The following is a 13,698-nucleotide window of genomic DNA, read 5'->3' as shown; positions in this document are numbered from 1 at the left end:
CCTCCTATTTGTTCCCCGGCCCTGCACACCAATCGGGTATGCCTTGGGCACGTGTCCCGGCCCGGGCACCGAGGGGAACGTGACGTGCAAGGTCGGCCCGGGTGGCTACCGGATTTTGGAGCTTTTTAGCGCCAAGGCTATTAGGAGGTGGCCGGACCTCATTGGAGCAATGAGCAGGTCCAGGCGGCGCCCCTGCGGCGGGCGCGACTACGCCTGACCCAAACTGGGCCGGTAATCAGCCGCGTCGGCCTCGGCAGCAAGCAATGCACCCAGCTCACCCTCCTGCTGGGCAACAAACACACCGATCACCTGCCGGCATACCTCCGGCACGCTCACCCCACGCATATCCGCAATACGTTTCAGCCCGAACAGCATTGACGTAGACACGTGAAACTGCACAGCGAACTGACCGCACGAACCATCCTCAGGCGGCAACCCCGGACCGACCACCACAGCTTCATCCACCCCGTACTCGTCCACCTCAGCACCCCGAGCTCGTTCAACAACCCCACCACTAGCGCCGCCACCAACGCCGTCGGCCGGGTCCCGGAACTCCTCATGACTGAACAAACCCACTCCGCCCACGCTAGACCTTGCAGAATTTCCAAGGCCGCCAACTAACCGACGCCGTTCGCGAGAGACCTATGCAAGCGAAGCGGCGCTGAAGTCGCAGCGAGGTCGCGGTCGGGGCTCAGTCCGGCTGGGTGTAGGTCCTTGATGCGGCGTGGCACTTTGTCGGCCCATCTGTGGTCGAGGAAGTGGCGGCGGACCTACCCATGATGGTGGGAACGGCGGAAGAGCCGGATTCTGAACCGTTGTCGATGTCGTAGCGAGGAACTGCATTGACTAGACCCAGCCGAGCTACCTGGAGGAGGTCGCCGTCGCTTTCACCTCGGCCGCTGTATCGACACGCAATATGTCGGCGAACGGCAGGCAGCGCTGCACGATGAGATCTCGCTGCTTGCGATACGCGTGTGACTGCCGATCGAGGTTCTTCAACTGTTGAAGCAAGGCCGCGACGTCGGCGCATTCGCCCTTCGATCATCCGCTCCCTTGACTCGCTGGGATTGGCGGGCTCTTTGTTGAACTCGACCTTGACGTTGCCCGCGATTCGCACGGCGCGAAACGCGGCCCCGACTTATCGATCCCCACGGCCGACAGAAAGATACACACCCCACGGACGATCCGCGGCCGGTGTCATTCCCGCGACGGGTTCCCTGGTAGCTGCCGACGCCGAAAAGGGTTCTCGCGCAGAACCTACGGGCTGTGGTCAGCTGTGAGTTGCCGTGGCGGCCCGCCCCCGGCCGGAGTTGCCCGTTAGGCATTGGCGCGTCCCACCGTAGGAGGGAAGAGTGAGGTGGGTTGTGCACCCATTGGTGGCCGGGGTGGGCGGGCTGCGCGGCGGTCTGCGGTGACGCCATCACCTCCTTCCGTCAGAAAATTGTGGATCTAGTGATCGCCGGGCCCCTTGGCGGCGGCGGGGGGCTGCGTTGCACAGCTCGCATGGTCCGCACTGGTGGTTGGTGCGGGCGCCCTGAGGCGAGGTAAGACCGACCAGCCGACCGGGGCCCGATGAGGGCGCATCCGGTCGCTGGTGGCGCCGGCAGGGTGCGGGCGGGTGTGAGTGCGGCGCACAGGATGGCGTCGACCTCCGCGAACAGCGCGACAACGTCGGGATCGAGAGACACCATGTGCTGGGCGGTGTCGACGGTGTGGTCGTGCACCGGCGCCGCCATCATCTCGAGGTGTGTCATCGTCGCTACCCCCTCTGTGCCCGCACCCTGCGGCCGGTCAGGCGTTGGCGAGCCGGCGTCCGTTGCGGTGACCGACGGTGATCTTGCGGGGTTTTGCCTTCTCGGCCACCGGGATCCGCAGCTGCAGAACACCGCCGTCGTAGGTGGCGGCGATCCTTTCGGTGTCGAGGTTGTCACCGAGCACCAACTGCCGGCTGAAGATCCCCCGGGGACGTTCGGTAGCCAGCATCTCTCGGCCGGGATCGACGTCAGGACGCTCAGCGCGCACGGTCACTACGTTGCGTTCGATGTCGAGGTCCAACGATTCGGCGTTGATGCCGGGCAGATCGAACTCGACGACGAATTCCTCGCCCTCGCGCCAGGCATCCATCGGCATCACCGCCGGACGCGCCGCGGTCCCTGAAACCTGCTGGGTGAAGCGATCGAGATCACGGAACGGATCAGTTCGCATTAGCATGGTCGCCACCTCCAACTCTCCAATCTGGTGCTAGTACTACATGTCATCTATGCCAAGAGGCATAGATTTGGTATATCACTGAATAGGCTTGGTGACAAGCGTTCGGTGATGATTTCCTGTACTTAGCCGGATAGATATGACCCATCCCGCGCTACGAACCCCCGGCCACGCCAGGCAAGGGCGTTGTGACCCTACAGGCGGCGGCGACGTAGTCTTCTCGCTGCCACTGACAACCTCTCATTCGAGATGTTCTGTCTCGCAGGGGTATTCAGCAATTCCCTCGGGCATGCCTGGAGGAGTCATGGGCTTGCACGCGGCGTAGACCCTCCACGCCGGATAGCCCCTTTCCGGAGCGATTCAAGGTTGGGACCATTGCGAAGGCATCCGCGATCACTTCATCAATCCTGTTCGTGCACAACATGTCCCGGCGGTGGTACGGCTCAGCTGGCACGGTGACACCGAGTGCGAAGTCGAAATTCCCCATGCCGTGTTGGGCAAGACCGAGCATTATCAGGCCCGTTCCTTCCAGGTATCGCGCCATGGTCAAGCCGCCGACGTCTAGCGGTGGATCAGCGGCCTGCTACTCGACTGAGGTCCACCGGATCTGCTGAGGCCTCACCCGGGCGCAGCGGGGATGCCCTTTGGCGTCGGTAAGCCCGAGGCGGCCGACCAGAAGACCCGATCTGGCGGCTGACTGCAGGATGTCAGCGGGCACGTCGGCGAGCATCAGCTTGGCGCGGCGAAACATGTTGAAGAACCCGGTGTGGTCGATAGCGCCCCAGCTCAAATAGATGAAGCGTCCGCCCGGCGGCCCCTGGATGTAGGGCCCTCGCACGTCGGCGCCGTCAACCTCGCAGTCGAGCGTCCATGTTGCTTTGGCCGCGTCGCCCGGATAAAGATCCAGCAGCTCGGCTGGGCGATTCTTGCGTTGCACAGCCACGTGGATGTTCGAGTAGCCGGGGAATTTGTCGGCAGCGCCGCAGTTGCGTCCGGGCAGCTGCGTTCCTTCGATCCGAATTCGCACGGGTCCATCATCGTCCGCGTGCCGGAGCATTCTCGGCATGACGGCCGTGGGTGACCCGATTGACCGCGTAGCCGGGCGTGTCTTCTCAATCTTCGTTACAGCTCGACACTTAGTCCATACACCAGTCGCAATAGCAGCCTGAAATTCACACCCCGTGAGTCGACGGGGCTCGGGGCAGTCCCAATTGTGGCTAATCGGGGATCTCTGAATCATGGAATCGACACGCCGACAACGGAAATGCTCGACACCTGCGGTGGTGACGTCGTGCATCAGTTCTCGCATGAAGGTGAGTGCCCGACCGCGTTGAAGTTCGGCAGCCCCGCGGGCCGCCGCGGTTGGTCAGCGTGGACCGGAAACTTGAGCTTGAGTGGGGCACGACGGCAGTAGATCAGGAGTGCGAGATCCGGTTCGTTAGCGGTAGTTCGGGATTTGCTGCAGACTTGGTGCTCAGCGGTTGGAGGGGATATGCGAGTTGTGAACCCGCGTCGGGCGGTGCTCCTGACAGGCGTAATTGTTTTCGCCATGACGATGTTCGGAGGCTTGAATCTCCTCATGCAGCCCCGCAGTAGTGCGGCGGCGATTGCGATTCCGGCGCCGAGTGTCGATGAACCAAAGGTTCCCGGACTTGAGACGGCGGTTCTGGCCGGCGGCTGCTTCTGGGGTGTGCAGGGAGTGTTCGCGCATGTTAAAGGAGTGAGTCAGGCTGAGTCTGGCTACGCCGGCGGAGACCGCGCGACCGCCAACTACGAGACCGTCAGCAGCGGTTCTACCGGGCACGCCGAATCCGTACGCATCACATACGACCCGACGCAGGTGAGTTACGGACAACTCTTGCAGGTCTACTTCTCGGTTGTGCAGGACCCCACCGAGCTGAATCGTCAGGGCCCAGACGAGGGCGCTCAGTACAGATCCGCAATCTTCGCGCAGAACGCGACTCAGCAGCGAGTCGCGCAGTCGTACATCGATCAACTGGGCCAGGCTGCTGTTTTCCCCGGCCCTATTGTCACGACCGTCGTACCGCCCACGGCGCAGTTCTTTCCCGCCGAGGCGTACCACCAGAACTTCTTTAACTCGAATCCGACGAATGCCTACATCGTGGCGAACGACCTTCCCAAGCTGGACGGCCTCAAGCAGTTGTTCCCGGCGTTGTACCACAGCTAATAGCTGCTGCTGGGAGGCTTTCGTGTCGTGGTTGACGCCGCACAGACAACCGCGGGCACAGGCAATGTCACTACACACACCACGAGGCGACCTCCCGACGTCAGGGCAGTTCGTCAGAGGCCCAGCCGACATCTTGATCGCCCGCTAGGCACCTCACAGGGCAAGCGCAAGTACTTCACACATTATTAGCTGCGTGTCTAATGAGTGACATGCACCTAAACACTGTGGCGTCCGCAGTCGCCACTGGTAGGTAGCCTTCGTTCACAGATGGTCTATGAACGAAATATATGCACTGAGTTGGCGAAACGGGTGTCCTGGGTTGGCCCGTTAGGGGTAGCGTCAATATCCGCGCGGAGAGCTTGAAGACTCTCCGAGAATCCCGATCGGAGTCGCGGATGTCCTCCTTTGTCTTTGCTACACCAGAGGCTTTGGCCGCCGCGTCGCAGCAGTTGACCGGAATCGGCTCAGCGGTTCGCGGGGCGAATAGCGCCGCAGCGAGCTCCACGACGCAGATCGCGGCTGCTGCGGAAGATGAAGTGTCAGCAGCGATCTCGGGACTGTTCGGCACCTACGCGCAGCAATACCAGGCGGTCAGTGCGCAGGCGGCGCAGTTTCACGAGCGCTTCGTACAGACCATGACATCGGGTACGGCCGCATATTCGATCGCCGAAGCCGCGAACGTGTCGCCCCTACAAATTTTGGAGCAGGGCGTCCTGGGAGTGATCAATGCGCCGACCAACGCGCTGTTCGGGCGTCCGCTGATCGGCAACGGCACCGACGGCGCGGCGGGCACCGGGCAGGCCGGCGGGGCCGGCGGATTCCTTGTAGGAAACGGCGGCCACGGCGGGTCGGGCACAGCCGGCGGCGGTACCGGCGGAGCGGGCGGGGCCGCCGGCCTGTACGGCAATGGCGGGATCGGTGGTACCGGCGGCACCGGCGCTGCGGGCCTCATCGGTGGTACCGGTGGAGCGGGCGGCGCTGGTGGATTCCTCGGCGGCATCGGCGGTGCTGGCGGAATCGGTGGCGCCGGAGGAACCGGCACGTCGCTGCTCGGTGCCGGCGCGGGCGGGACCGGTGGCATCGGCGGCGCCAACAGAGCCGTGTTGTTCGGAGCCGCGGGTGCCGGCGGAGCCGGGGGAGTCGGCGGAACGGGTGCCGACGGCGCAATCGGTAGTGCGGGCTTCGCAGGCGGTATAGGTGGGGCGGGCGGAGTCGGGGGCAGCAGCTCCGCGCTGTTCAGTAGCGGCGGAACCGGCGGCGCCGGGGGTTACGGCGGAGCAGGCGGCGTCGGCGGAGATGGCACTTCCGGTGCGGGACTTGGCGGCAACGGCGCGACCGGAGGCGCCGGTGGTGCTGCCGGCGTCGGCGGCGCCGGCGGATCCGGCGGAATGTTCGGGGCCGGCGGACATGCGGGCGCGGCCGGTCTCGGCGGCACGGGTGGCACCGGCGGTACCGGTGGAGCAGGCGGCGTCGGCGCGGCCGGCCAAGCGTTCGGGACCGGCTTTGCCGGTGGTGCCGGCGGTCAGGGGGGCGTGGGTGGCGCCGGTGTCGGCGGCGTCGGCGGCGGCAACGGGGGAACCGGCGGTGACGGCGGCACTGGCGGCGACGGGATTGCCGGCACCACGGGAGGCGGTACGGGTGGCAAAGGCGGCGACGGCGGCGTCGCTGGAGCCGGCGGCGCCGGGACGGACGGCGGCAATGCCGGCAGCTACGGCACCGGTGGCTCGGGCGGCAACGGCGGTCGCGGAGGCGACAGCACCACCGCCGCGGGCGGCACGGGTGGTGGCGGCGGCACGGGCGGCTCCGGCGGCGTTAGTGGCACGGGCGGCAGCGGCGGCAACGGTGGGACCGGCGGCGATTCCAACATCATCTTCGGCAGCACCACCAAAGCCACCGGCGGAACCGGAGGTAACGGCGGGGTCGGCGGAGACGGCTACATCGGCGGTAGCGGCGGAAATGGTGGCGACGGCGGCCTCGGCGGGCAGAGCAACACCAGCGCTGCCGGCGGCACCGGCGGCAACGGCGGTACCGGCGGCGCCGGCACAACCGTCGGCGGTGCCGGCGGCAGCGGCGGAAACGGCAGCTACGGCGGCGCCGCAACGCAACCCGGCTCCGGCGCGCAGATCCTCAACGGCGCACCCGGGGGTAACGGCGGCACCGGAGGCGACGGCGGCACCGGTGGAACGATCGGCGGACACGGCGGCAGCGGCGGCTACGGCTGGATCAGCGGTGCCAACAGCAACAGCGGAAACGGCGGTGCTGGCGGCAACGGCGGCGCCAGCCCGCACACCGGCGGCGACGGCGGTCGTGGTGGCGGCGTGCTCGACGGTCTCAAGAACGGCGGAAATGGCGGGACGGGCGGCAACGGCGGCACCGCCAGCGTCGATTCCGGCACGGGTGGCCGCGCGGGCGACGGCGGCGATGGCGGAAACGGCGGGAACGCTTTCCCCAATACTGCGACCACCGGCACCGCCCCGAGCGGCGGCAATGGCGGAAACGGCGGCAACGCCGGCCAGGCCGGGATCGGCCACACCGCGGGTGCCGGCGGAACTGGCGGCAACGGCGGCAACGGCGGCACCGGCGCCGATGGCAATACCGGCAAGGCGGGCGGAGGAACCGGTCAAGCAGGTGGTGCGGGCGGCACCGGCGGCACCGGAGGCAGTGCCACCGGTACCGGCAGCGTCGGTGGCAACGGTGGCACGGGCGGCCTAGGCGGGCACGGCGGCACTGGCGGCAAAGCCGTGGCCGGGTCCGGACTTTCCGGGGGCACCGGAGGCGTGGGTGGTACCGGTGGGATGGGCGGCGGCGGCGGTTCGGGTAGCACCAGTGGTTCGGGCTCTGCGGGGGGTGACGGCGGCGCTGGCGGTACTGGCGGCATCGGCTCCAAGGGCGGGGCAGGCCAGGCTGGCGGCAGCGGCGGCACCGGTGGTTCGCCGGTCGGTACATCTGGTGGAACTGGCGGTACTTCTGGGCAGGGCGGCGCTGGCGGCGTTTAGCGGGGGGCCGCACTGTTGTTAACAAAGGTCGTTCAGGTCGCGAATAATTCGGGCTTGGATCGGCCAGGTGCCGGAGGCCCGGCTCGCGCGTGGCCCCCGGTGCTGCACCGTGAGAATGCTCAGTAGATCGCTAACGACTAGTCTTGAAACGTTGCGGCTCCGTACGCCTGACAGGCCTGGTTGCCGAGCGCAGCAGAGCTACTCCGCGGCAGGGGTACGGATTCACGGATATCCAGAGACATCGGAATGTGGTCGCCGTGCACCGATCTAGTGACGCTGATCGAATAATCGATGGCCGGACACTTCGCCGACCGGCCCACCCAGACGGGTCGCCCGACGGAGTCAGCTTCGTCCAGCGCCGGTCAGCTTTAGAGCAGACAAAAGGCATGCTGATGCTGCTCTACGCTATCGACGAGTCAAAAGCCTTCGAGATATTGACGTGGCGCTCTCAACGGACCAGCGTCCAACTGCATTCGCTGACCGAGCGGATCGGCATCGAATTACTCACCCTCGTCCGGGCGAACACGCTCCCGACTCCGTCCGATATCGACCACATTCTGCTGACCGCACACCTTCGTATCGATGCAGACGGGCCGCAGAGAAATTCGGCATTACCACCTCAATCAGATGACTCGGACACACTGAGTCGCCTGTTGCGCCGCGGCGGCGACAGCCACGATGTGATCGTCCCGGTCAAGCATGGTGCGGTGCGCACGATCCGCTCCGACAGCACACCGACACTGCCGACCGAGCGGGGAGACTATCCGCACGACGAAACCCCCATTGGAGTCGCCGCCGCCATCAACGGAGCCACCGACGCACCAATGGACGATCCGTCCCCGACCGCCGACCGCGGTACTGGTGAAGACCTCTGGGACGTCATCGCGGGGCAGCGAACGATCATCACAGACCTCCTCAAGAATCTGTACTCCCGGCAACAGGGTGAGATCGCGCCTCCCGCCCAGTTACCCGCCTCCGGCCGTGACACCACCGCCCTGCGCCGTCGACTAGCCACCCAGGTTGAGGAGATCGAACTACTCCGAGCCACCGTGGCGCGACAGCAAACAACGATCGAACTGCTCTGGGGAGAACTCGAGTCCGACGCCTGAACCCTGCACCACTGCCGGCACGAGGCGTATCCGCAGCAGGGCGCTGAGAGCGTCGCCGTCCTTCAGGCCTCTGGATCCGCAGTGGTGATGTTGGCCAGTGCCGCCAGGATGTCCTCTCGGGCTTCCGGAACGCTGATCAGGTCGCGGGCTATTCCAGTGAGATGCAGGCCAGACGAATGTGCGTGGTGGCGCAGCATGGCGAAGGCGTCCTCGACGGGGATGTCGAAGTATTCTCGCAGGTAGCCTTTCGCCTGCTCGACCACGATCCGACTGGTCAGCGCTGCGTGCAGATGGGGTTGGACCGTGGTTGGGGTGGGGGCGTGCTCTTGCAGGATCGCCACACACGCGACATGCGCGAGGGTCTGGGCGACCAGCAGGTCAGCTTTGTCAAGGTCACCGGCGTGGGTTCCGAACAATCCCAGCGCCCCTAGCACGGTGCCGGCGGCGCGCATGGGGACTGCGTGCACGGACCCGTACCCGGCTTCGGTCGCGGCGGGGACGAATTGCGGCCACCGGTGCTGTTGCTGGGAGAGATCAGCCACGGTGACGGGTTGGCCGGTGGAGTAGCAGTCCAGACAGGGACCTTCGTCGGTTTGGAGTTGGAACAGCTCCAACTCGCGGGACCGTCCGGAAGTTGCGGCCATCAGGTGCAGGTGCTGGCCCGGGTCGGCGAGCAGCAAGCCCGCTGCTGCGACGTCGAGCAGCTTGATACAGCGTTCAGTCAAGTCGGTGAGCAGCTCCACGACATCGAAGTCAGCGAGCAAACTATCGACCAGCGAGACGACCGCGGCTAGGACCCGCGTTTCTCGGGTTGTGTCGCTCATATCGGGTGTCCTTCCCCGCGCCGGGCCGTCCCGCAGTCGGCGGCGGGGCGGTCGTAGCGCATCAGTTGGGTTCCAGTCGTAGACGGCGCTGCTGAATGTCTCCGGCGCACCGATATGCATTTGCGCCATCATCATTCCGGTGGTCTGGCTGACTTCGACTCGAGTCAGGGCGTTCAGTTCGTTCCAGGCGCCGCTGCCCGGCGTCGCGGCCAGTTCGGTTGTTTTGCGTCATCGCGCCCGACCGCCATCGGGTGACGTCGGGTTCAGGGTTTGCGAATGTGCGCAATTTGCTGTTCGTGTTGTTGAATGAGCCAGCGTGCAAAGTCGGCGATCGTCATGCTGGTCTGCTCAGCGGCGCGCATCATCAGCTGAACTGCATCCAGTGCGGTGAGGTTATTGTGCTGCATCAGTAGCCCTTGGGCTTGGCCGATGACATCGCGATTGGTTAATGCGTCTTCGAAATGGCGCAGCGATGCGGCAGCTTGCAACGCCACGCAGGCATGCCGGGCAAGAATTTCGCCGAGGGCGACGGAATTGTCGTCGAGTGCGTTGGGTTCTGCGGCGTAGAGGTTCAGGGCTCCTTGTTTCCGGTCGTGCACGAGTAGTGGAATCGAAAGCAGGCTACCCACCCCACGCTCGTGCGCCGCTCGGGCAAACCGCGGCCAGTCCGGTGCTGTTTGCATGTCAGCGACCAGCACGCTGCTGTGTTCACCCAGCAGCCCACTCATGCATGGGCCCTCGTTCAGTTCAGACTGCAGCAACTCCAGTTCGGCGACCAGTGCGCTGCTCGACGCGCCCGGGCGAACCCGCCCGTTCTCAATCAACGAAACCCCGGCCCAGCGCACACCCCGCACGATCTTGGCTGCACTTGCCACGATCGTCTGCAAACTGCCTTCCGCGTCAGACTGGGCCTGCAGCTCGCACACCAAATTCCGCAAAGCCACGGCAAGATCGCTGGTTACGGCACGACTGGATTGCGCGACAGACCCGGGGTACCCCGGGGTGAGTAGGGCGTTGTCGATCACTGGTCGGGGCCGGCTGAGTTGAATCACCGTGCTGCGATCGCCACGTGCCGCGGCCCGGTGTCTCTCAGCTGCGTGTGCGTGTCCGAGCCTGGCGGCGTAGCCGCGAGCAGCATCGGCGGCGTGATCATGATGGTCGGCGGCGAGCTGGTGAATTGCCGCTGACCGCTCAAGTAGTTCGAGAAGGCTTTGACGGGTACTGGTAGCGCTTTCCCTAGCCGCAACTGCGGCTCGGCTCGCATGTTGCAGCTGTTGATCCGTCGCGTCAGGACGGTCGGCCAAATCCTCGTAGTGCTGCTGCAACGTGTCAGCGCGCTGGCTGGCCTTATCCGCGCGCTGCTCGGCCAGCTCGTTAATTGCTTCCATGTCAGTCAAGTGGAATCCGATCGCTGCGACGTCGCGACCCGACCGCATTGACGAGCCCGAACCAATGACACCTGAGCTTCGATTGATCGATCGTCGGCTCAGCACAATGGGATGCGCCCTCGTCATCCCGCGCCCGTCGAAGCGAGTACCCGCAAACGCGGCACTTCAATTTTGATACGGCAATGACATGACGCTGGCGCCCCGTTCAGGCCATTACGGCGTGTGGTTAATGGACATGCGGAACGGCCTGACCGCTGACGGTTCAGTCAGCCCCTGCGGGCGACGTCTTGGCTCAGGATGAAGGGCCAGGTCTCGACGTCGGCCGGGGTGTGCGCCACGGTGAGCGTTGACTGCGGCAATAGTGCAGCAAGTGATTCCGCGGTCGACAGCGGATGCGCCAGGTCGTCGATCCAGGCCAGAATCGTCGTCGGCACATCGATTCGGGTCAGGGCTTCACGAGCGGGAAGGTCACTGAGAGCCGCACCGCGAAACAGTGATGGCAGCAACGCATCGGCGACATCGGGAACTGTTTCGGGCGCGCCGACCGTGGCTGGCGGCGGAGTCAGCCCACGCGCCGACGCGATGAATGCGCCGACTCCCTCGTTTTCGATAAATTCGGCCGCAACCTGGTAGTTCACTGCTTGCGCGGGTCGGGTTTCCCACGCGGTGGCCGGCACCATCAGTGTGAGGCCGGCGAAGCGGTCCGGCTCGCGGGCAGCCGCGTGTAGCAGCGTGCCGGCACCCATGGATGGGCCGACTCCGTGTACCTGTTCGCCGGGAAACCATTTGTCGAGCAGTTTCAGAAGATCCTCGGCAAGGCTTTGCCACCGGTAATCCTGCGGGACCTTGCGCCCGGTCGACTTGCCATGGCCGCGTGCGTCATACCGCAGCAGTCGGGTCCCGCTGAGTCCCCTGCCGAGATCGAGATTGAGCACCCGGTCACGCGCGCGGCTCGAGGTGAGTCCGTGCAGTTGGACTACCGGATGACCGCCTTCGTCGCTCAGTTCAACCGCAAGCTCTGCTCCGGGAACCACGAAAGTGGACATCACGCAACTCTTTTCACGACCGGACGGCTCGCCTCGGAGCCGACCGCGCTGACCGAGCATTCAGGCTATCTGGGGCGTTAAGGTACCGCCATGCGACTGACCAACGTGGCGCACCTGCGGCTACCCTTCGGACGACTCTGGGGATACGACGTGTCGGTGTCTGACCTCGGCCAGCAGCTCCCGGTGTCTTTTGACCAGCGCATACACGTTGGTGCGGGCCCACGACCCGGCTCCTGGATGGCTCTGTCCATTCGGTTGCCGGCTGGGGTCAGCCGCCAATCGTTGGCAGATGCATGGCTGGCCGTGATCGCCCGCCACGGCAGCCTACGAACGGCATTCACACCCGGGGTGGATGGCGATCCGCAGCTGCATGAGATCGATATTCACCCAGGCAAGTGGGTGGAGCATGAGATCACTCCGGGCCAGGCGGTCAACGACGCACTGCGAGTGGTTCTCAACGCGATGTGCTCGCCATACCAGCGGCCCTCACATCGGTTATGTGTGTTGGAGACTGCTGCCGGATTGACGGTGGTGATCGCTGCCGACCACGCCCACGTGGACATGTGGTCGATGCTGGTGATTGCCCGGGACCTCTTGTCGATGCTCACCGACGCGCGGATTGGACGAACGTCGTCGCTGCAGCCGCCGCCGGCGTTTGTCGTGCACACCCGAGCACTGTTGGACCGTCCCGCGGCGCCGGACCGCGTCCGCGCGCGGTGGGCACAAATCATCAGCGACAGCGGTGGGGTGATGCCACGGTTCCCACTGCCGTTGGGTGAATCCGGTCCGCACCCGGAACGCGTTGAAGTGCGTGACGTGTTCGATGTCGATGACGGCGCAGCGTTCGCCGCGCAGGCACGCAATGACGGTGTTTCGACGCTGGCACTCGCGGTGGCGGCCATGACTGCGGTGACCCGCGAGTTGGCCGGGGCACCGCTGCGCGCGGTCTTCCCCGTGCACAGCCGATTTGAAGACAAATGGCACGATTCGGTGGGCTGGTTCATCACCAATTCGGTCCTGGAGTCGGCGGTCGCCGAGCCGCACGCCGCAGCCGCCGCTGTCAAAGAAGCAGTGCAGCTCGGCTCCTGGCCACTGGCCGACGTACTGGCTCCGTGGGGTGGAATGCCTATGGCGCCAGGCATGTTCGCGATTTCCTGGCTGGACCAACGCAGACTTCCGGTGCGCATCGACTCGGTCGGACTCGACGCCCAATATGTGAGCGCGAGCATCCACACCGACGGTGTCATGCTCTGGTTCATCCAGGACGAGTCCGGGCTACATCTGCGATGCCGCTACCCCGATACCGCGGAGGCACGAACCAACGTGGGGGCGTGGCTGGACCTGTTGGTGGCGCGGCTACAGGCACTGGCGCAGTCCTCGGTTCGAGGACTGCTGCGGGTAGCGGGCCGCACATTCCGTGTCCAGCGCGCGACGCGCGAGCACGTGGGGGTGATTGCCACGCTGCTCTCGGACGACGAATTCGGTCAGGATCGCGAAGGCGCCGAGCTCGAACGCTACGAGGCGGCCTACGACATCGTCGTTCGCAACCGATCCAACTATCTCGGAGTCGTCCTGAACGGTTCCGATGTGGTCGTCGCGACTGTGCAATTGACCATCATTCCCGGTCTGTCCCGCGGCGGCGCCACCCGGCTGCAGATCGAGGGATTGCGGGTCGCCAAAGCCGAACGCGCACAAGGTCTAGGTACAGCACTCGTCGAGTGGGCACACAGCTACGGACGAACTCACGGGGCAAAGCTGGCGCAGGTGACCACAGACGGGGCTCGTGAAAGGGCGCGCGCGTTCTATAGCCGGCTCGGGTACCACGCCGCCCACGTCGGGCTGAAATGCGCCATCTGAGTGCGGACCGTTGGGGTCCGCGTTTGCCGGTGGGAAATCGGTTGCGGCACATACTGTTTCGATAGTTGGTTTCCTCTTGGTT

General features: G+C 65.3%; 11 protein-coding genes. 4 read left to right on the top strand and 7 right to left on the bottom strand.

All coding sequences use genetic code 11. The features are described from left to right. Nucleotides 1-207: 207 nt before the first annotated feature. The 4 genes from ACZY1I_RS23730 to ACZY1I_RS23715 form a co-directional block, all read right to left on the bottom strand. Nucleotides 208-576 (bottom strand): hypothetical protein, encoded by a 369-nt coding sequence (locus tag ACZY1I_RS23730; RefSeq protein ID WP_463758061.1) that lies wholly within the window; start codon nt 574-576, stop codon nt 208-210. A gap of 857 nt (nt 577-1,433) precedes the next feature. Continuing rightward, nucleotides 1,434-1,754: a hypothetical protein gene (locus tag ACZY1I_RS23725; protein WP_463758059.1), complete on the bottom strand. Its 321-nt coding sequence runs from the start codon at nt 1,752-1,754 to the stop codon at nt 1,434-1,436. Between the two features lie 37 nt (nt 1,755-1,791). Beyond that, nucleotides 1,792-2,211, bottom strand: coding sequence for an Hsp20/alpha crystallin family protein (locus ACZY1I_RS23720; protein WP_463758056.1), 420 nt, complete (start codon nt 2,209-2,211; stop codon nt 1,792-1,794). Nucleotides 2,212-2,791: 580 nt separating this feature from the next. After that, the gene (locus ACZY1I_RS23715) at nt 2,792-3,235 is read right to left on the bottom strand and encodes a DUF5990 family protein (protein ID WP_463758053.1); all 444 of its coding nucleotides are present in this window, start codon (nt 3,233-3,235) and stop codon (nt 2,792-2,794) included. Nucleotides 3,236-3,787: 552 nt separating this feature from the next. On the opposite strand from ACZY1I_RS23715, the gene msrA reads away from it, so the two are divergent. The 3 genes from msrA to ACZY1I_RS23700 all read left to right on the top strand — a co-directional run bounded on the left by msrA (nt 3,788) and on the right by ACZY1I_RS23700 (nt 8,501). After that, complete coding sequence (msrA, locus tag ACZY1I_RS23710; protein WP_463758049.1) at nt 3,788-4,396, top strand: peptide-methionine (S)-S-oxide reductase MsrA; 609 nt, start codon at nt 3,788-3,790, stop codon at nt 4,394-4,396. Nucleotides 4,397-4,791: 395 nt separating this feature from the next. Further along, a complete protein-coding gene (locus tag ACZY1I_RS23705) occupies nt 4,792-7,392 on the top strand; it encodes a PE family protein (protein ID WP_463758046.1) in 2,601 nt (866 codons plus the stop codon). A gap of 248 nt (nt 7,393-7,640) precedes the next feature. After that, the gene (locus ACZY1I_RS23700; protein ID WP_463758044.1) at nt 7,641-8,501 is read left to right on the top strand and encodes an ANTAR domain-containing protein; all 861 of its coding nucleotides are present in this window, start codon (nt 7,641-7,643) and stop codon (nt 8,499-8,501) included. Between the two features lie 62 nt (nt 8,502-8,563). Here the strand turns inward: ACZY1I_RS23700 and ACZY1I_RS23695 are convergent, their stop codons facing one another. The 3 genes from ACZY1I_RS23695 to ACZY1I_RS23685 form a co-directional block, all read right to left on the bottom strand. Continuing rightward, entirely contained in the window at nt 8,564-9,325 is a 762-nt protein-coding gene (locus ACZY1I_RS23695) for a GAF and ANTAR domain-containing protein (protein ID WP_463758042.1), read from the bottom strand. Between the two features lie 263 nt (nt 9,326-9,588). Then, nucleotides 9,589-10,269 carry a GAF and ANTAR domain-containing protein gene (locus tag ACZY1I_RS23690; protein WP_463758040.1) on the bottom strand — a complete coding sequence of 227 codons (681 nt, stop codon included), beginning with the start codon at nt 10,267-10,269 and terminating at the stop codon, nt 9,589-9,591. A 710-nt stretch (nt 10,270-10,979) separates the two neighbouring features. Then, on the bottom strand, nt 10,980-11,759 hold the full coding sequence (locus ACZY1I_RS23685) for an alpha/beta fold hydrolase (RefSeq protein WP_463758037.1): 780 nt from the start codon (nt 11,757-11,759) through the stop codon (nt 10,980-10,982). 90 nt (nt 11,760-11,849) lie between these two features. Here ACZY1I_RS23685 and ACZY1I_RS23680 point away from each other — a divergent pair, with 90 nt between their 5' ends. Further along, a complete protein-coding gene (locus tag ACZY1I_RS23680) occupies nt 11,850-13,616 on the top strand; it encodes a GNAT family N-acetyltransferase (RefSeq protein WP_463758034.1) in 1,767 nt (588 codons plus the stop codon). Nucleotides 13,617-13,698: the final 82 nt, after the last annotated feature.

The organism is Mycobacterium sp. IDUB_37, assembly GCF_055419245.1.
Note: the sequence above shows the minus strand (reverse complement) of the source record. Positions and strands in the feature narration are given on the sequence as shown.

What these genes read in the sequence shown, in the direction of transcription:
- ACZY1I_RS23685 (WP_463758037.1), bottom strand. Translation starts at nt 11,759, where the DNA reads ATGTCCACTTTCGTGGTTCCCGGAGCAGAGCTTGCGGTTGAACTGAGC.
- ACZY1I_RS23695 (WP_463758042.1), bottom strand. Translation starts at nt 9,325, where the DNA reads ATGAGCGACACAACCCGAGAAACGCGGGTCCTAGCCGCGGTCGTCTCG.
- ACZY1I_RS23680 (WP_463758034.1), top strand. Translation starts at nt 11,850, where the DNA reads ATGCGACTGACCAACGTGGCGCACCTGCGGCTACCCTTCGGACGACTC.
- msrA (WP_463758049.1), top strand. Translation starts at nt 3,788, where the DNA reads ATGCAGCCCCGCAGTAGTGCGGCGGCGATTGCGATTCCGGCGCCGAGT.
- ACZY1I_RS23725 (WP_463758059.1), bottom strand. Translation starts at nt 1,754, where the DNA reads ATGACACACCTCGAGATGATGGCGGCGCCGGTGCACGACCACACCGTC.
- ACZY1I_RS23705 (WP_463758046.1), top strand. Translation starts at nt 4,792, where the DNA reads ATGTCCTCCTTTGTCTTTGCTACACCAGAGGCTTTGGCCGCCGCGTCG.
- ACZY1I_RS23720 (WP_463758056.1), bottom strand. Translation starts at nt 2,211, where the DNA reads ATGCTAATGCGAACTGATCCGTTCCGTGATCTCGATCGCTTCACCCAG.